This window comes from Martelella mediterranea, from assembly GCF_021021415.1.
Classification (GTDB): Bacteria; Pseudomonadota; Alphaproteobacteria; order Rhizobiales; family Rhizobiaceae; genus Martelella; species Martelella mediterranea_C.
In genome coordinates, this window is sequence record NZ_JAINWJ010000043.1 from 69,433 (window position 1) to 85,610 (window position 16,178).

Annotated in this window: 15 protein-coding genes and 1 tRNA gene; 4 read left to right on the forward strand and 12 right to left on the reverse strand. The window is 61.0% G+C overall.

Features of this window, described 5'->3' with window-relative positions; translation table 11 throughout:
* Window positions 1-129: 129 nt before the first annotated feature.
* From K7H91_RS19795 to K7H91_RS19805, 3 genes are read left to right on the forward strand one after another with little or no spacing between them, the layout of a single operon-like run.
* Window positions 130-1,488: an NAD(P)/FAD-dependent oxidoreductase gene (locus K7H91_RS19795; protein WP_230721933.1), complete on the forward strand. Its 1,359-nt coding sequence runs from the start codon at window positions 130-132 to the stop codon at window positions 1,486-1,488.
* Window positions 1,485-2,288 carry a DUF1365 domain-containing protein gene (locus K7H91_RS19800; RefSeq protein ID WP_230721934.1) on the forward strand — a complete coding sequence of 268 codons (804 nt, stop codon included), beginning with the start codon at window positions 1,485-1,487 and terminating at the stop codon, window positions 2,286-2,288. Before K7H91_RS19795 ends, K7H91_RS19800 begins: the two co-directional genes overlap by 4 nt.
* Window positions 2,272-3,486 (forward strand): SAM-dependent methyltransferase, encoded by a 1,215-nt coding sequence (locus K7H91_RS19805; RefSeq protein ID WP_230721935.1) that lies wholly within the window; start codon window positions 2,272-2,274, stop codon window positions 3,484-3,486. The genes K7H91_RS19800 and K7H91_RS19805 overlap by 17 nt, the downstream gene beginning before the upstream one ends.
* Here K7H91_RS19805 and K7H91_RS19810 read toward each other — a convergent pair.
* The 12 genes from K7H91_RS19810 to K7H91_RS25755 all read right to left on the reverse strand — a co-directional run bounded on the left by K7H91_RS19810 (window position 3,470) and on the right by K7H91_RS25755 (window position 15,717).
* Window positions 3,470-4,006: a hypothetical protein gene (locus K7H91_RS19810; protein WP_230721936.1), complete on the reverse strand. Its 537-nt coding sequence runs from the start codon at window positions 4,004-4,006 to the stop codon at window positions 3,470-3,472. The genes K7H91_RS19805 and K7H91_RS19810 overlap by 17 nt on opposite strands.
* Complete coding sequence (locus K7H91_RS19815) at window positions 4,003-4,800, reverse strand: DUF1295 domain-containing protein (protein WP_230721937.1); 798 nt, start codon at window positions 4,798-4,800, stop codon at window positions 4,003-4,005. The genes K7H91_RS19810 and K7H91_RS19815 overlap by 4 nt, the downstream gene beginning before the upstream one ends.
* 63 nt (window positions 4,801-4,863) lie before the next feature.
* Window positions 4,864-5,715 carry an ABC transporter permease gene (locus K7H91_RS19820; RefSeq protein ID WP_230721938.1) on the reverse strand — a complete coding sequence of 284 codons (852 nt, stop codon included), beginning with the start codon at window positions 5,713-5,715 and terminating at the stop codon, window positions 4,864-4,866.
* A 10-nt stretch (window positions 5,716-5,725) separates the two neighbouring features.
* The gene (locus tag K7H91_RS19825; RefSeq protein WP_230721939.1) at window positions 5,726-6,982 is read right to left on the reverse strand and encodes an ABC transporter permease; all 1,257 of its coding nucleotides are present in this window, start codon (window positions 6,980-6,982) and stop codon (window positions 5,726-5,728) included.
* A 142-nt stretch (window positions 6,983-7,124) separates the two neighbouring features.
* On the reverse strand, window positions 7,125-8,225 hold the full coding sequence (locus K7H91_RS19830; protein ID WP_230721940.1) for an extracellular solute-binding protein: 1,101 nt from the start codon (window positions 8,223-8,225) through the stop codon (window positions 7,125-7,127).
* Window positions 8,226-8,305: 80 nt separating this feature from the next.
* Window positions 8,306-9,400: an ABC transporter ATP-binding protein gene (locus K7H91_RS19835; RefSeq protein WP_230721941.1), complete on the reverse strand. Its 1,095-nt coding sequence runs from the start codon at window positions 9,398-9,400 to the stop codon at window positions 8,306-8,308.
* A 315-nt stretch (window positions 9,401-9,715) separates the two neighbouring features.
* A complete protein-coding gene (locus K7H91_RS19840) occupies window positions 9,716-10,531 on the reverse strand; it encodes an MBL fold metallo-hydrolase (RefSeq protein WP_230721942.1) in 816 nt (271 codons plus the stop codon).
* 3 nt (window positions 10,532-10,534) lie between these two features.
* Complete coding sequence (locus tag K7H91_RS19845) at window positions 10,535-11,314, reverse strand: TatD family hydrolase (RefSeq protein ID WP_230721943.1); 780 nt, start codon at window positions 11,312-11,314, stop codon at window positions 10,535-10,537.
* Between the two features lie 10 nt (window positions 11,315-11,324).
* Window positions 11,325-12,872, reverse strand: coding sequence for a methionine--tRNA ligase (metG, locus tag K7H91_RS19850; protein WP_230721944.1), 1,548 nt, complete (start codon window positions 12,870-12,872; stop codon window positions 11,325-11,327).
* Window positions 12,873-12,997: 125 nt separating this feature from the next.
* On the reverse strand, window positions 12,998-14,026 hold the full coding sequence (locus tag K7H91_RS19855) for a DNA polymerase III subunit delta' (RefSeq protein ID WP_230721945.1): 1,029 nt from the start codon (window positions 14,024-14,026) through the stop codon (window positions 12,998-13,000).
* The gene (gene tmk, locus K7H91_RS19860) at window positions 14,019-14,678 is read right to left on the reverse strand and encodes a dTMP kinase (RefSeq protein WP_230721946.1); all 660 of its coding nucleotides are present in this window, start codon (window positions 14,676-14,678) and stop codon (window positions 14,019-14,021) included. Before tmk ends, K7H91_RS19855 begins: the two co-directional genes overlap by 8 nt.
* Before the next feature lie 175 nt (window positions 14,679-14,853).
* Window positions 14,854-15,717: a septal ring lytic transglycosylase RlpA family protein gene (locus K7H91_RS25755; protein WP_330166025.1), complete on the reverse strand. Its 864-nt coding sequence runs from the start codon at window positions 15,715-15,717 to the stop codon at window positions 14,854-14,856.
* A 290-nt stretch (window positions 15,718-16,007) separates the two neighbouring features.
* On the opposite strand from K7H91_RS25755, the gene K7H91_RS19870 reads away from it, so the two are divergent.
* Window positions 16,008-16,097, forward strand: a tRNA-Ser gene (locus K7H91_RS19870).
* Window positions 16,098-16,178: the final 81 nt, after the last annotated feature.

The following is a 16,178-nucleotide window of genomic DNA, read 5'->3' on the forward strand; positions in this document are numbered from 1 at the left end:
TCAAGCATACCGGCTATTACGGCCGCGGTTTCCGTCCGGATTACAGGTTCCGATAAATTTTGCGCCTTTTCAATCCATCACGCGGGTCGTCGCGTAAATCATGGTGAACAACAAGGCGGAAACAACACGATGCACCACCCCCAGGAAAACGCTTACAGAAAGCTTCGCGCCGACAGGAAGGTCGCGGTCATCGGCTCCGGCATTTCCGGGCTCTCCGCCGCCTGGCTCTTGAGCCGGTCCTGCCATGTGACGCTGTTCGAGGCTGACGACCGGCCGGGCGGACATTCAAACACCGCCGATGTCGCCGTCGGCGATCGCACGATCCCGGTCGATACCGGCTTTATCGTTTATAACGAGCGCAATTATCCGAATCTGACGGCGATGTTCTCCTATCTCGGCGTCGAGACCGAGGCTTCCGAGATGTCGTTTTCGGCGTCGTTGGATAATGGCGCATTCGAATATGGCGGCAGCAATATCGCGACGCTGTTGGCGCAGAAGTCGAACATATTGCGCTTCAGCTTCTGGCGGATGGTCTACGATATTTTCCGGTTCTACCGCCATGCGCCCGCAGCCGCCAGATCGGAAGCCGACCAGGATCTGACCCTCGGGGATTATCTCGACGCGCGCGGCTATTCCAAGCGGTTCGTGCGCGACCATATCCTGCCCATGGGCGCCGCGATCTGGTCGACGACGCCGGAGCAGATGCGCGCCTATCCGCTCGCAGCTTTCACCCGCTTCTTCGAAAGCCACGGTCTGTTGACGCTGGTAGACCGCCCGCAATGGCGCACCGTCACGGGCGGCAGCCGTTCCTATGTCACAAGGATGCTGGAGCAGATCAGCGGCCCGGTGCGCCTCAACACGCCGGTTGAACGCATCGTGCGGGACGACAGCGGGGTAAGGCTGGTTGCCGGCGGCACGGAGCAACGTTTCGATGCGGTGGTTGTCGCAACCCATGGCGATCAGGCGCTGAGACTGCTCGACAATCCCGCGGAGGAAGAGCGAAACCTTCTTTCCGCCTTCCGCTACACCACGAATGAAGCCTGGCTCCACAGCGACGAGCGCCTGATGCCGGCCCATCGCAAGGTCTGGTCGAGCTGGAATTATCTCGAGCGTCGCGATCGCGGTACGCCAAACCTTTGCGTCACCTACTGGATGAACCGGCTGCAGAATATCGATGAGCGCGTGCCGCTGTTCGTCACGCTCAATCCTTGCGAGGAAATCCGGCCCGAACTCGTCCATCAGCGCTATACCTACATGCACCCGCTGTTCGACAAGGCGGCGATCGACGCGCAGCGCGATCTCTGGCGCATTCAGGGCCAGGGCAATGTCTGGTATTGCGGCGCGCATTTTGGCAGCGGGTTTCACGAGGACGGGCTGCAGTCCGGGCTCGCCGCCGCCGAGGCGATCGCAGGCGTCAGGCGCCCCTGGAACGTCGAAGACGAATCCGGCAGGATATTCCTCGAACCGGAGCGCGTGGCCGCCGAATGAGTTTTCGTTCCGCAATCTTCAGGGGCAAGGTCGTCCACCGGCGTAACCGGCCGAAGAAGCATGCGCTTGATTACCGCGTCTTTTCGCTGCTGATCGATCTGGATGAGCTTCCCACCATGGGACGTAAACTGAAGCTCTTCGCCCATAACGGGTTCTCGCTCTTCAGCGTTCATGACCGCGATCACGGCGCGCTTTCCGGCGGCGATCTCAAGACCTGGGCGCTCGGCGAACTGGAAAAGTCCGGTCGCAGCGCCGCGCGCGTCGAGATGCTCTGCTATCCGCGCATTCTCGGCTACGTGTTCAATCCGCTCACGGTCTATTTCTGCTACCGCGAGGATGACCGGCTGACGGCCATTCTCTACGAGGTCTGCAACACCTTCAAGGAACGCTTCACCTACATCATTCCGGTGGATGACGAGGCCCGGCCCATTCGCCAGACAGCGGACAAGCAACTCTACGTCTCGCCCTTTATTCCGATGGAATGCACCTATCATTTCACCATCCAACCGCCGGACGACAAGGTGAAGATCGCCATCAACGAAACGGATGCGGATGGGCCGTTGCTCTATGCCTGTTTCGACGGCCGGCGGGAAGCGTTCGGAGACCGCGCGCTGGCGCGGGCATTTTTTTCCTATCCGCTGATGACCATCAAGATTATTGCCGGTATTCACTACGAGGCATTGCGGTTGATATTGAAAGGCATGCCGGTATTCAGACACCGGCCTTCGGCCCATCGCGTTCAAAGCGCGGTTGCGGGCGGTGCGACAGGGGACAAGAACGATTATGAGCGAGAAGCCTGAACACAAAAGCCATCGCGGTCTCAATCTCTGGCAGCGGCTGATCGCCGGCATGGCCGATCGGATCACCGCCGGTGCGCTTACGCTCACCTTCCCGAACGGCCGGGTCTACAGGACGGAAGGCCGCCGCGACGGACCCGAGGCAGCGATCCGCCTCAGGAACGCCCGGCCGCTGCTGGAGCTCTTGAAGGATGGCGATCTCGGTTTCGCCCGGGCCTATATCGATGGTCACTGGGATACGCCGGATCTGGCCGCCGTGCTCGACCTTGCCATGGCCAATGAGAGCGAACTTTCAAGCGCACTTTCCTCATCCTTCCTGTTCCGCAAGATCAGCCTTCTCAGGCATAAGCTGCGACGCAACAGCAAGTCCGGAAGCCGCCGCAACATCGCCTTCCACTACGATCTCGGCAACGCTTTCTACAAGCTCTGGCTGGACGAGACGATGACCTATTCGAGCGCGCTTTACGAAGGCCGCGATCGCTCGCTTTCGGAGGCCCAGACCGCCAAATACGACCGGATCATCGCAAGGCTGCAGATCGGTCCGGAGGACCGGGTGCTGGAGATCGGCTGCGGCTGGGGCGGGTTTGCCGAACACGCCGCCGCCCGCACCGGCTGTCATGTCACCGGGCTTACGCTTTCAAAGGAGCAGGCGAAATATGCACGCGAGCGGCTTGCCGCCAGCGGTCTTTCAGACAGGACGGATATCCGGCTTGAGGACTATCGCGATTGCAAGGGCACGTTCGACAAGATCGTCTCGATCGAGATGTTCGAGGCGGTCGGCGAGGAAAACTGGCCGGTGTTCTTCAAGACCGTCAACGAGCGCCTGACGCCCGGCGGCACGGCGGTGATCCAGTCGATCGCGATCGAGCATCACCGTCTGGATGACTATCGCCGCAATCCCGATTTCATCCAGGCCTATATCTTCCCGGGCGGCATGCTGCCCTCGATCGAGACCTTCAACAAAGGCGCCGGCAGCGCCGGGCTCGCGGTGAAGGACCTGTTCTCCTTCGGCAAGGACTACGCCCGCACGCTGCTCGAATGGGAACGCCGGTTTCTGGCTGAATGGGATGCGATCCGGCCCCTTGGCTTCGACGACCGGTTTCAGCGGATGTGGCGCTATTACCTCAATTACTGCGCGACCGGCTTCGACGCCGGGCGGATCGACGTGGCGCAGTTCCACCTGATCAAGCCGGCGGTGTGACGGTCGCCGCTCGGCTTCGGAAGAACCGCAGCGCGATGAACGCCGCGAGCGCCGCCGCGCCCGTCGTATTGAGATAGTCGAGGGTCTGCATATCTTCCGGCGAGACGGGCCGGATGGGCGCGCCGATCCGGCCGTAGAGCGCGACAAACAGTATGAAAATCAGGCCAATCAATCCGCGTGAAAGCCATACCTCGCGCGCATGAAAGGCGATGCCGGCCAGCATGATGCAGGCAAAAAGAAAGATCAGCGTGCCACTCTCCCCGCCCAGGACAAAGGCGATGAAGATGGTATCGACGGTTCCTACCGCGACCATACCGAGCCTTGCGGGAAATGACTTGCCGCGGCGCGCAAGCCACCAGACCGCGATGTAAAAAGGCATCGAAAGCGCCGTGAGGAGAGAAATCTGGAAAGCGCTTTCGGTTAGAAACCAGATATAGAGCGGATAGACCGGCTTGTTCAAGGCCAGAACCAGGGCGACAGACCCGCAGGCCTCCGCCAGCGGATCGCGCGCCTTGCTCATGCGTCAGCCTTCTTCGGGATCGGGAAGAAAGCCCTGACGTGTTTCTTGTATGCGCGGAAGGCGTCGCCACGGGAGGATTCCATATGCTTCTCGAGATAGGGGATGCCCGAGATGTAATTGAGCAGCCAGTACATCATGATCGGCGCGAGCAGCGAGACGGCGAAAGGGAAGAAAGCCTGAAACCCCGAGAGCGCCAGGCATGGCCAAGCGCACCACCAAAGCCATTCGAAAAAATAGTTAGGATGGCGCGAATAGCCCCACAAGCCGATATCGCAGACCTTCTTGCCCTCCGGCTTTTCCTTCTTGAACCTGGAAAGCTGCCAGTCGGCCGTGCCCTCGCCCGCAATCGCGATAATCGCGATCGCCAGACCAATGAAGTCGAGGATGCCGGGGAATGGCGCGGGATTGAGGATCGCCGCGTAAATCGAGAGCGCCAGAACGAAGCTCGCGAAAGCCTGGATCATCAGGAACCACCAGAGCCGGAAACTCGCTGAGGAGCCCCATTCCTCTATCAGCGCGGCATAGCGCGGGTCGTCCTTCTTGCCGGCGCTGCGGGTGGTGATGTGCGTTGCCAGCCGCGCGGCCCATAACCCGACCACGACGCCGGCCAGCCATTTGCGCGCCGGGTTGCCGTCAACGGAAAATATGATGACCGAAAGACCGGCGAGGCCGGTCAGAACCGACCAGATCGCGTCGATCCAGCCGCTGTTGCGGGTTATCCGCTGAATCGCCCAGGCCCCGGTCATGCCGATACAAAGGCCCGCCAGGACCAGGATCAGAAGGGTTATCGACATCGTCATCTCCGCGGTAAGTGTGCTTTGTGCATTACTACGGAGGATGACGAGGACCGGATTTGATCAGCCCGGAGAAAGTCCGCGCTGGCGTTCGGAGCGCCGCCGCATGAATTCCAGGAAGGTCAGCAACACCACGGAGAGCGCGACCAGGATCGAAGCGACCGCCAGGATCGTTGGCGATATCTGCTCGCGCAGCCCGGTAAACATCTGCCACGGCAGGGTTTTCTGCGAGGCGGAGCCAAGGAACAGCACCACCACCACCTCATCAAATGAGGTGATGAAGGCAAACAGCGCGCCGGAAATGACGCCGGGCAGGATCAGCGGCATCTGCACCTTGAAGAAGGTGGTCACCGGATTGGCCCCGAGGCTCGCCGCCGCCCGCTCCAGCGAGCGGTCGAAGCCAACCAGCGTTGCCGTAACGGTGATGATCACGAAGGGCGTGCCGAGCACCGCATGCGCCAGCACCACGCCCCAATAGGTCCCCTGAAGGCCGATGCGCGAATAGAAGAAATACATGCCCGCCGCCGAAATGATCAGCGGCACGATCATCGGCGAAATCAGGATCGCCATGATCGCGCCCCGAAACGGCACATGGCTTCGGGCAAGGCCGATCGCGGCCAGCGTACCGAAACCGGTGGCCAGCAGCGTTGCCGCCGGCGCGATCATCACCGAGTTCCTCAGCGCCTGCTGCCAGTCGGGATTGTGGAAGAAATCCTGATAGTGCTTGAACGAGTAGCCTTCCGGATCGAGCGCCAGCATTTTCGGCGTGAAGGTGAAGAAATCCTCCGCGTTGAAGCTGAGCGGAATGATCACCAGGATCGGAAAGATCAGGAAGAAGAAGATCAGGCCGCAGATGACCAGAAAGGCATAGTGCCAGATCTTCTCGAGCGGCGAATCATAGGGCTGGATGGCCATGGTCCCTCTCCTAACCGAGCTTCACATTGTCGATGCCGACGATCTTGTCGTAGAGCACGAACATGAACATCACGACCACCAGAAGCAGCGTGCCAAGTGCCGCCGCGAGCCCCCAGTTGAGCGAACTGGAGATGTGGTAGGCGATCCGGTTCGAGATGAAGATGCCCGAGGTGCCCCCGACCAGTTCCGGCGTGATGTAGTAGCCGATCGACAGGATGAAGACGAGCACCGCGCCGGCGCCGATGCCGGGCACGGACTGCGGGAAATAAATCCGCCAGAACGCCGTCCAGCTCGTGGCGCCAAGGCTGCGGGCGGCGCGCACATAGGTCGGCGAAATCGTCTTCATCACCGAATAGAGCGGCAGGATCATGAACGGCAGCAGGATGTGGGTCATGGCGATGATCGTGCCGGTGGCGTTATTGATCATCACCAGCCGGCCCGCATTGTCGACGATCCCGCTCCACACCAGAAGATCGTTGATGACGCCCTGCTGCTGCAACAGCACCTTCCACGCCGAGGTGCGCACCAGAAGCGAGGTCCAGAACGGCAGCAGCACCAGCACCATCAGAAGATTGGCGCGGCTGAGCGGCAGATGCGACAAGAGATAGGAGATCGGATAGCCGAGCACGAGGCAGGAGCAGGTGATGATGATCGACAGCATCAGCGTGCGGCCGAACAGGAACAGATAGATGCGCTCATTTTCAGGCTTCATGCCGATGCCGTCCGGCCCCATTTCGGCATCGACGGCGTTGAGGAAATAGCCCGGCGTATAGGCCGGGGAATACATCTTAAGGATCGCCCAGGTGTCGAGGTCGCCCCAGTCCTTGTCGGATTCGATCAGCTGTGCCTTGATGTCCGGCGAACCGGGCTCAATGTTGCGCACCGTGCGTCCGGCCTTGCGGAACAGGCTCGACATGCCGGCCTGCTCGTAATTGAGGCGCGAGCCGAGACGGGTGTGGATCTTCTTCTCCACCGCGACCGTCAGATCGTCATAGAGCGCCTCATAGGCCGCCTCGTCCGGCAGTTCGCCCGTGGAAGGGTCCCAGTCCTGAAGCGCCGCGGTGGTCTTCGGCAGGGTATCGGAGACGATATTGTTCTCCACCGAGCGGAACAGCATATCGCCGATCGGCGCGATGAAGGCGACGAGTACGAAGGCCAGCAGAGGCGCTATCAGCAGAAGAGAGCGCATCTTCTCGCGCCTCAACGCCTTTCGCAACGCCTGTTTGAGCGGCTTTCCCTCGCTGGTCAGAATTTGTTGCTCAGCCACGCCGGTCGGTTCCCCTGTTTTTATTCGGTGTGAAGCGGATTGCGCAAAAGGGCCGGATCGCCGGTTTGCGCAATCGGCTCCCTGCCCCGGCGTTCCGGGACAGGGTTGAGTTCATCCGGCAGCACCGGGCGCGTTTTTGACCTTACTGGGCCAGCCAGGCCTGGAACTTCTGTTCCACGTCGTCCTGGTTGTCGGCCCACCACAGGATGTTGTTGACCAGGTAATTACCCATATTGTCCGGGTTGGTCGGCATGTGCGGGCCCATCGGAATGCCGAGCTCGGCATGGTCGCCGACGAGCGGCTGAGACGACGCACGGGCCGGACCGTATGAGATGTACTTGGCCTGGTCGGCAAGGCGCTGGGTGTCGGTGGCGAACATGATGTATTCCTTCACCAGGGCCAGCTTGTCGTCCGGCAGGCCGGCGGGAATGATCCAGCCGTCATAGTCGAACACCTGCCAGTCCCACAGCATCTTCACCGGCTGGTCCTGCTCGGCGATTACGCTGAACAGACGACCGTTATAGGTCGAGCCCATGACGATTTCGCCATCGGCGAGAAGCTGCGGCGTTTCGGCGCCGGCCGACCACCAGATGATGTCGTCCTTGATGGTGTCGAGCTTGGCAAGCGCCCGGTCCACGCCTTCAGGCGTCGACAACACGTCGTAGAGGTCTTCCTTGGCAACGCCATCGCAGATCAGAGCCCATTCCAGGTTCTTCTTCGGACGCTTTTCAAGCGCGCGCTTGCCGGGGAAGGTTTCGGTGTCGAAGATATCGCAGAGCTCGGTCGGCTCATTGCCGTTCCATGCGGCGACATCGGTGCGGTAGCCGAAAGTGGTCGAGAACACGATCTGCGGGATGAAGCAGTCGTTGATCACGGCGTCGCCGAAATCTTCCACGGCCGGCGTGCCGTCGGGCGCTGCCTTGGTCCACTCGTTGAGGTCGATCTCCATGGCCAGGCCCTCGTCGCAAAGACGCTGGCTGTCCGGACCTTCGACGTCGACGATGTCCCAGGTGACATTGCCGGTTTCGGACATGGCGCGCAGCTTGGCGACGGCCTCGTTCGAGGATTCGTCGTTGATGATCGTGACATCCGGATTTTCGGCCATGAACGGCTGGTGATAGGCGTTGTCCTGCGAGGCCGAATAGGCGCCGCCCCAGGACACGATCGTCAAGTCCTCGGCCAAGGCCGCATTGCCCATCGCCACGGTGGCGGCGGAGGCCAGGATGATAGTACGGAGTTTCATGTCAGTTCCCCTTTTTGCAGATTTCACTGGTTACGTTTATCTGAACGGCCGCCCTGGCGGCCGCCACGTTTCACCGCAGGTCAGGCGGCATAATCGAGGGCCTTGCAGTCGCGGGCGGCAAAACCGACCGTTCGCGTCTGGCCAACCTCGAGATCCCAACGTTCGCCGCGATTCCTGACCTTGACGATGAATTCGTCATTGCTGCACACATTCATGCGCACACGGAGATGGTCGCCGAGATAGATCAGCTCCTCGACCCGGCCGGTCACCTTGTTCTCGACCGTATCGGCAGCAATCAGCTCCACCCTTTCGGGCCGGAGCGACAGCGTGGTGCGGTCGCCTTCGCTCACGACATTCACCTTTTCGGCGACCAGCGTGGTGCCGTCCTCGACGCGCACCCTGCATTCATTGCCGTCAATCGAGGTCACGATCCCGTTCAGCGTGTTGTTCTCGCCGATGAACTGGGCGACGAAGGAATTGCCGGGGCTCTCGTAAAGCACGTCGGGCGCCGAAAGCTGCTGGACGATGCCATCGTTGAACACGGCGACCCGGTCCGACATGGTCAGCGCCTCGGTCTGGTCGTGGGTGACGTAGACGAAGGTAACGCCGAGATTGTCGTGGATATGCTTGATTTCATACTGCATCTGCTCGCGCAGCTGCTTGTCGAGCGCGCCGAGCGGCTCGTCCATCAGCACCAGTTCGGGGTCGAACACCAGCGCGCGGGCGACAGCCACGCGTTGCTGCTGGCCGCCGGAAAGCTGGCCCGGCCTGCGATTGCCGAACTTGCCGAGCTGGACCATGTCGAGCGCGTTTTTGACCTTCTCCTCCTGCTCCGACTTGCTCATATTTCGCAGCTGCAGCGGAAAGGCGAGGTTCTCCGCGACCGTCATATGCGGAAACAGCGCATAATTCTGAAACACCATGCCGATGCCGCGCTTGTGCGGCGGCACGTTGTTGATCGGTCGCTCGTTGAGGTAGATTTCGCCGCCGGTCGCGGGCTCGAAGCCGGCGAGCATCATGAGGCAGGTGGTTTTGCCGGACCCCGAGGGTCCCAGCATCGTCAGAAATTCGCCTGGCGGGATATCAAGATTCAGCTTTTTGACGACCAGGCTTTCGCCATCATAGCTTTTTTGAACATTCTCGTACTTAACCGATGCGCCACGGTTATTCGCCATATTGTCCCCATCTGTTTTGCCCATCGCTTTCTCATGCGCGATTTTTAGGCAGGCCGTAACCAATACTGCAATTCGCGCTCCTCAAATCAACCTCAAATTTCAGTCCTCGCGGAATGAACGGTCGATTTTGCCTTGAAGCTCAAGCGAAGAACCGCGCACTTAAGACTTTGGTATAATGGCTACGCGCAAAACTTGAGCCGACGGCGCTCCGCCGTTGAACCGGCGAAAAGTCAGTGTCGAGGATAGCGCGGCCACCGACATGCCCCGCGCCTGTTTGCGACGCTGGATGACGCTGCCTGCGGCGGCAGGCCGAGGCTAAATCGAATCAAATTCGATCGTCAGTCCATCATATCCGGGCTCGACGTGGTCCGGAGTCTCGGCCATCACCGTGTCGTAGTCGAGCGGGGTGTGCATGTGAGTGAGCACCGCGCGGCGGGCGGCGAAGCTTTCGATCCAGCCGAGCGCCTGCGACAGCGACAAATGGCTCGGGTGCCCGTGATATTGCAGTGCATCAATGATGATCAGGTCCAGGTTCTGAAGCTTTGCAACCGCCTCGGGTGGAAAATCGCTGACATCGGTGCAGTAGGCAATATCGCCGATCCGGAAACCGAGCGAAATGATATCGCCATGCTGCTGAGGAAAGGCCTGGAATTCGATCGCCCCGCCCGGCCCCTCGATTCGCACGGGCGTATCGAGATCCTCGATCAGGTTCGGCTCGGCGATCGCCGGGTAGTTGCTGCCTTCCGGAACCCGCAGGCAGTAGGAGAAGCCGTCGAGTATCCGGCCCATGGTCACCGGCTCCGCATAGACCGGGATGCGGCGGCGCTGGGCGTGGAAAAAACCGCGGATATCATCGATGCCGTGCAGATGATCGGCATGGGCATGGGTGAACAGCACCGCGTCGATGCGGGTGACGCCTGAGCGAATCATCTGTTCCCGGAAATCCGGACCGGTATCGATCACCACGGTCGTCACGCCGCCATCGGGCCCGATCTGCTCCACCATCAGCGAGGCGCGGGTGCGCCGGTTCTTCGGGTTCTGCGGATCGCACGCGCCCCAGTCCCCGGTGATCCGGGGCACGCCGGGCGAGGACGAGCAGCCGAGTATGGTAAAACGTCGCCGGTACTCCAAGTGTCACACCCGCGTCATCTTGGAAAAGCAGCGAAACGCATTCTCGGTGGTGATTGCCGCGATCTCATCCTCGCTGACGCCCTTTACCTCGGCCAGAATGCGGGCGGTGTTGACCACATAGGAGGGCTCGTTGCGCTTGCCGCGAAAGGGCGTCGGCGCAAGATACGGTGCGTCGGTTTCCACCAGCAGCCGGTCCATGGGGACATTGGCCGCGATGTCCCGGATGTCCTGCGAATTCTTGAAGGTCAGGATGCCCGAAAACGACACATAGCCGCCAAGCGCGACGCCGGTTTCGGCAAGCCCCCTGCCCGACGAGAAGCAATGCAGGATGAACGGAAACGCCCCGGCCTCGCTCTCCTCGGTCAGGATCGCGGCCATGTCGTCATCCGCGTCGCGGCTGTGGATCACCAGCGGCAGCCCGGTGCGCCGCGCGGCGTCGATATGACGGCGAAGCCCGGTCTTCTGCGCCTCGGCCTTTTCCGGCTCGTAGTGATAGTCGAGCCCGGCTTCCCCGATCGCCACCACCTTCGGATGTGCGGTGAGCGCGATCAGGTCTTCCGCGGTGATATCCAGCTCCTCATCGGCATTGGCGGGATGGGTGCCGACAGAGCAGAAGACGTTCTCGTATTTTTCAGCGATATCAACGATCTGCTGAAACTTCTTCACGCGGGTTGAGATCGTCACCATCTGCGCGACGCCCGCCCCCTTCGCGCGCGCGACCAGTTCGTCGCGCTCGGCGTCGAAATCCGGAAAGTCCAGATGGCAATGGGTATCGATCAGCATGAAAGTCTCTCTATTCCTCTGGCGCGACATAGCGCGGGAAAACCGGCGCGGGCTTTTCCAGCGGCGTGCCCGGCTTAAGGCGGCCCGCCTCTCCCAAATGCGCGAATGTGCGTTCAGTTTCCGGCACGGCGACCAGATCAAGCAATTTCGCCGCCGATTCCGGCATGGCCGGCTGCAGCAGGATCGCGACCTGACGCACCACCTCGGCCGTGACGTAAAGCACGGTCGCCATGCGTTCCGGATCGGTCTTCTTCAGCGCCCAGGGCTCCTGGCCCGCGAAATAACGGTCGGCATCGGAGACCACGCCGATGATCGCGGCGAGCGCGCGGTGGATCGCAAGCTTATCCATGTCGGCACGCACCGTCGCGATCACGCCATCGGCGGTGGCGAGCATGGCCTTGTCATCGTCGGTCAGCGGGCCGCATTCCGGCACCTGGCCGTCGCAATTCTTGACGATCATCGACAGCGAGCGGCTGGCGAGATTGCCGATCCCGTTGGCGAGATCGGAATTGATCCGCATGCCGATCCCCTCGTCGCTATAGCTGCCGTCCTGGCCGAAGGAGACCTCGCGCAGGAAGAAATAGCGGATCGGATCGAGCCCGAAATGCTCCACCAGATTGAACGGATCGACGACATTGCCGACCGATTTCGACATCTTCTCGCCCTTGTTGAGCAGGAAGCCATGGGCATAGACCCGTTTCGGCAGCGCCACGCCGGCGGACATCAGAAAGGCCGGCCAGTAGACGGCGTGGAAGCGGATGATGTCCTTGCCGATGATGTGAATGCCGGGCCAGAAATCCCAAAGTTCATTGGTTTCATCCGGAAAGCCGAGCGCGGTGATATAATTGGTCAGCGCATCCACCCAGACATACATCACATGATCGGGATTGCCGGGCACGGGAATGCCCCAGTCGAAGGTGGTGCGCGAGATCGACAGATCCTTCAGGCCGGATTTGACGAAGGAGACAACCTCGTTGCGGCGCTCATTGGGACCGATGAAATCGGGGTGGGATTCGTAGTATTCCAGAAGCCTGTCGCCATAGGCGGAGAGCTTGAAGAAGTAGCTCTCCTCCTCGACCCATTCCACCGGCGAACCCAGCGGTTCGCGGCGCACGCCATCCTCGCCGACCGTGGTTTCGCTCTCGTCGAAATAGGCCTCCTGACGCACGGAATACCAGCCGCCATATTTGCCGAGATAGATATCGCCGTTTTCCTCCATGCGCTTCCACAGCGCCTGGACGGCAACCCGATGGCGCTCCTCGGTCGTGCGGATATAGTCGTCATTGGAGCAGTTCAGCCGCGCCAGAAGATCGCGGAACACCGCCGAGTTGCGGGTCGCAAGCTCGATCGGCGGAATGCCCTCCTTCTCGGCGGTCTGCTGCATCTTCTGGCCATGCTCGTCCGTGCCGGAGAGAAATCGCACATTCCTGCCGTCAAGGCGGGCAAAGCGGGCCAGCACGTCGGTCGCGATCATCGTATAGGCGTGGCCGATATGGGGCGTGCCGTTCGGATAGAAGATCGGCGTCGTGATGTAGAAATTATTGGCCTTGTCGCTCATGTCCGAAACCCGTCCGCTTGACTGCTGCTGCCGGCCGCCAAAAAAGCGGCGCCGGCCTCGATCGTTTCGCCGGTCTTAACGCCAGTGCCGCAATGCATCAAGTCAAACCGACCGGCGCGCTTCGTTCAATTGACGGCGGCGCGGATCCGGGCGAGCAGGTCGAGCACGAGCTGCTTGCGGTCGAGATTGTAGGCATCGGCCGTCGCCACGTCATTGTCGAGCTCGGAGGAGAGCGCTGCCAGCCGCTCGGCCCGTGCGATCTCGCCGTCCATCGCCGCTTCACGCGCGCGGCTGCGGACATCCTCCTCGACATGGGCGAGCAGGAAGGCGAAGACCGTCTCGTTGTCGCGCTTGGCAAGGGTATCGGCGAGCCGGTGCATCAGCGCCCTCGCCTCAGCCTCCGAGCCGGCGAGCGTCTCATGATAGGCGTCGATGATCTCGCCGCCGCCGTAATTGACCAGCTTCAGCGCTTCCGAAACGCTGCCATTGGCAAGCGCCGCAAGCCGCGACGCGCCCTCGCCGCCCGCATCGACGCCGAGCGCGCCGAGCGCCTTCAAAAGGCCGGCCGGTTCCAGCGGGCGCAAACGCAGCGGCAGGCAGCGCGAGCGGATCGTCGGCAGCAGCCGGCCCGGCGTATGCGAGATCAGCAGGAACATCGCGTGTTTCGGCGGTTCCTCAAGAATTTTCAAAATGGCATTGGCGGCCGAGCGGTTGAGGTCGTCGGCGGCATCGACAATGACGATCCGCCAGTTTCCTGTCCCCGAGGTCTGCGACAGGAAGTGCCCGGCCCTGCGGACCTCGTCGACGGTGATGGCCGTCCGCCGCTTGCCGGTCTTCACATCGACCGGGCGTTTCAGATGGAGGAGATCATGGGAGGCGCCGGCAATAATCTGGCGCGTCAGCGGCGCTGCATGATCCGGCGCGATGATATGATCGGGCGCGCTGTGCGGCTCGGGAAAATGCAGAACATGATTGGCAAAGCGGAAGGCAAGCGTCGCCTTGCCGATACCCTCGCCGCCTTCCAACAGGATCGCGTGATGCCCCTTGCCGGAACGATAGGCCGTCGCGAGATAGGCCTCCGCTTCCTCGTGACCGAACAGATTGGGATTGGCCGCCGGATGCACCGCGCCTTCCAGAACCATATCGTCAGCCATCGCCGCGCGCCTCCACAAAAGGCGAGACCGCCTGCCAGACCGCTTCCGCCACCGCTTCCGGCGCAGCATTGGCGCGGATCACCCGGCATCTTTCGGGTTCCGCCTCGGCGATCTTCAAAAACGCCCTGCGCCGCGCCTCGTGAACCGCGATATCATCCTTCTCGAACCGATCCGGCGTGCCGGCAAGCGCCTGTTCGGGCGAGCGGGCCTTGACGCGCTGCAACCCCTCAAGGGCATCGAGATCGAAAATCAGGGTGAGATCCGGGATGGTGCCGTCGACGGCGACCCGCTCCACGGTCGAGATGAAATCAGGCGCAAGCCCGCCAGCTGTCCCCTGATAGACGCGGGAGGAATCCATGAACCGGTCGCACAGCACGATGCTGCCGTCTGCCAGCGCAGGCTTGATGATTTCCTCGACATGATCGTTGCGGGCGGCGGCAAACAGCAGCACTTCCATGCCGACGCCGAACGGTTCGGCAGCGCCCGAAAGCAGCACGTGGCGCACCGCTTCGGCGCCTGCTGAGCCGCCGGGCTCACGCGTAACGACCACCGCGCGGCCAAGGCTGGTGAGGCGTTCGGCCAGCAGACGGATCTGCGTCGACTTGCCGGCGCCCTCGCCGCCTTCAAAGCTGATAAATACCCCGCGTTTCAAGCTCTCACATACCTCCGGCCATCGCTTCGTCGTCGTTTAGAGCATCGGGCGAAAAAGTGGAATCCGGTTTTTGACAACCCGATGCGGCAAAACAAAAAACTAGATCACCGGGCGGTTCATATTAACCGTCCGATGATCTAGACGAATTCAGGCCGGGGCAAAAGGCCTGTGCGAGCTATCTTTTGAACGGGATCGGAACGGAATAGCCGGTATTGTCCGCCAGAATGGTCTCGGTCGCGGCACTGGCGTCGCTTGCCGTAACGGGCTTTGCCTCCTCGACCAGGGCAAGCTGCGCGCTCGCCTCTTCTGGCTTCACCGAAGTCTCTGCGAGCTCGACGGGCTTTTCGGCGGTCTCTGTCTTGGCAATGATCGTCTCGGTCTTGGCAGCCTCGGCGGGAACCGGCGCTTGAGCCTTGGCAAGCTGCACCTCGCCGAAACGCCCCGGATCGACGCCGTCCGGCACCTCCTTCTTCTCGTAGGAGGCCATCAGATAGTTCATGTCGTCGGCATTGCGCGAGGCGGGGCCGACGTAATCGACCTTGACATTGGCCACGCCCGAACCCGTGACGTCCAGCATCTCGGCGGCCTTCTTGGAAAGGTCGATGATCCGGCCGGACACAAAAGGACCACGATCGTTAACGCGCACGATGACGGAACTGTCATTGTCGAGATTGGTCACCCGGACATAGCTTGGCAGCGGCAACGTCTTGTGGGCCGCCGACAGGTGGTTCATGTCGTAGATTTCGCCGCTCGCGGTCTGGGCGCCGTTGAATTTCGGCCCGTACCAGGAAGCGAGCCCGGTCTTGGAATATTTGGTGTCGGCCTTGGGCGTGTACCATTTGCCCTTGATTTGATAGGGCTTGCCGATCTTCTGGTAGGAAAGCGCATCCGCTTCGGAAATGCCGCTTTTGGCAGCATCGGCGACTTCCGCCGCGTCATCCTTGATGTCTTTGGATGTATCGCCCGTGGTCGTGCACGAAGCCATCAATGCAGTCATAGCCAGCATTGCCAGCGAGGTGGAAAACCGGATTTCTTTCATGCCAACATTTCTTCCGTCTATGTCGATGTACCGTCAGGATTGCTTGCCGGAACCCCTGGACCTTGAAACTGTGTCAAACTCTCCTATGCGGATGCTTGATGGCCTCTTTGTGGCGCGTTAACAAAATTGGCGAAATTGCGCAACCCGAAATTGCCGCGGTCGGGTTTTGACCGCCCCCGCGTGTCCGCGTCAGACCGGTGCATATACCGGGATTGACCCGCAAGAGAACACGGTGCTAAAGGCCATCCTCTAAGCGACATCTACGAATATTTCGTGAATGCGCTCCAGCCGGAGGAGTGGCCGAGCGGTTTAAGGCACCGGTCTTGAAAACCGGCGTGCGTGAAAGCGTACCGTGGGTTCGAATCCCACCTCCTCCGCCATACTCATTGTGCAGCCTGAACAGATAGGTAACACATTGTACCTAAGAGGCCGATTTAAAAGTTATTGAGTGATATCAGAAG

Excerpts from the sequence above, each read along its gene's own strand:
- K7H91_RS19795 (WP_230721933.1), top strand. The coding sequence starts at position 130 with ATGCACCACCCCCAGGAAAACGCTTACAGAAAGCTTCGCGCCGACAGG.
- K7H91_RS19800 (WP_230721934.1), top strand. The coding sequence starts at position 1,485 with ATGAGTTTTCGTTCCGCAATCTTCAGGGGCAAGGTCGTCCACCGGCGT.
- K7H91_RS19805 (WP_230721935.1), top strand. The coding sequence starts at position 2,272 with ATGAGCGAGAAGCCTGAACACAAAAGCCATCGCGGTCTCAATCTCTGG.
- K7H91_RS19810 (WP_230721936.1), bottom strand. The coding sequence starts at position 4,006 with ATGAGCAAGGCGCGCGATCCGCTGGCGGAGGCCTGCGGGTCTGTCGCC.
- K7H91_RS19815 (WP_230721937.1), bottom strand. The coding sequence starts at position 4,800 with ATGTCGATAACCCTTCTGATCCTGGTCCTGGCGGGCCTTTGTATCGGC.
- K7H91_RS19820 (WP_230721938.1), bottom strand. The coding sequence starts at position 5,715 with ATGGCCATCCAGCCCTATGATTCGCCGCTCGAGAAGATCTGGCACTAT.
- K7H91_RS19830 (WP_230721940.1), bottom strand. The coding sequence starts at position 8,225 with ATGAAACTCCGTACTATCATCCTGGCCTCCGCCGCCACCGTGGCGATG.
- K7H91_RS19835 (WP_230721941.1), bottom strand. The coding sequence starts at position 9,400 with ATGGCGAATAACCGTGGCGCATCGGTTAAGTACGAGAATGTTCAAAAA.
- K7H91_RS19845 (WP_230721943.1), bottom strand. The coding sequence starts at position 11,314 with ATGCTGATCGATACCCATTGCCATCTGGACTTTCCGGATTTCGACGCC.
- metG (WP_230721944.1), bottom strand. The coding sequence starts at position 12,872 with ATGAGCGACAAGGCCAATAATTTCTACATCACGACGCCGATCTTCTAT.
- K7H91_RS19855 (WP_230721945.1), bottom strand. The coding sequence starts at position 14,026 with ATGGCTGACGATATGGTTCTGGAAGGCGCGGTGCATCCGGCGGCCAAT.
- K7H91_RS25755 (WP_330166025.1), bottom strand. The coding sequence starts at position 15,717 with ATGAAAGAAATCCGGTTTTCCACCTCGCTGGCAATGCTGGCTATGACT.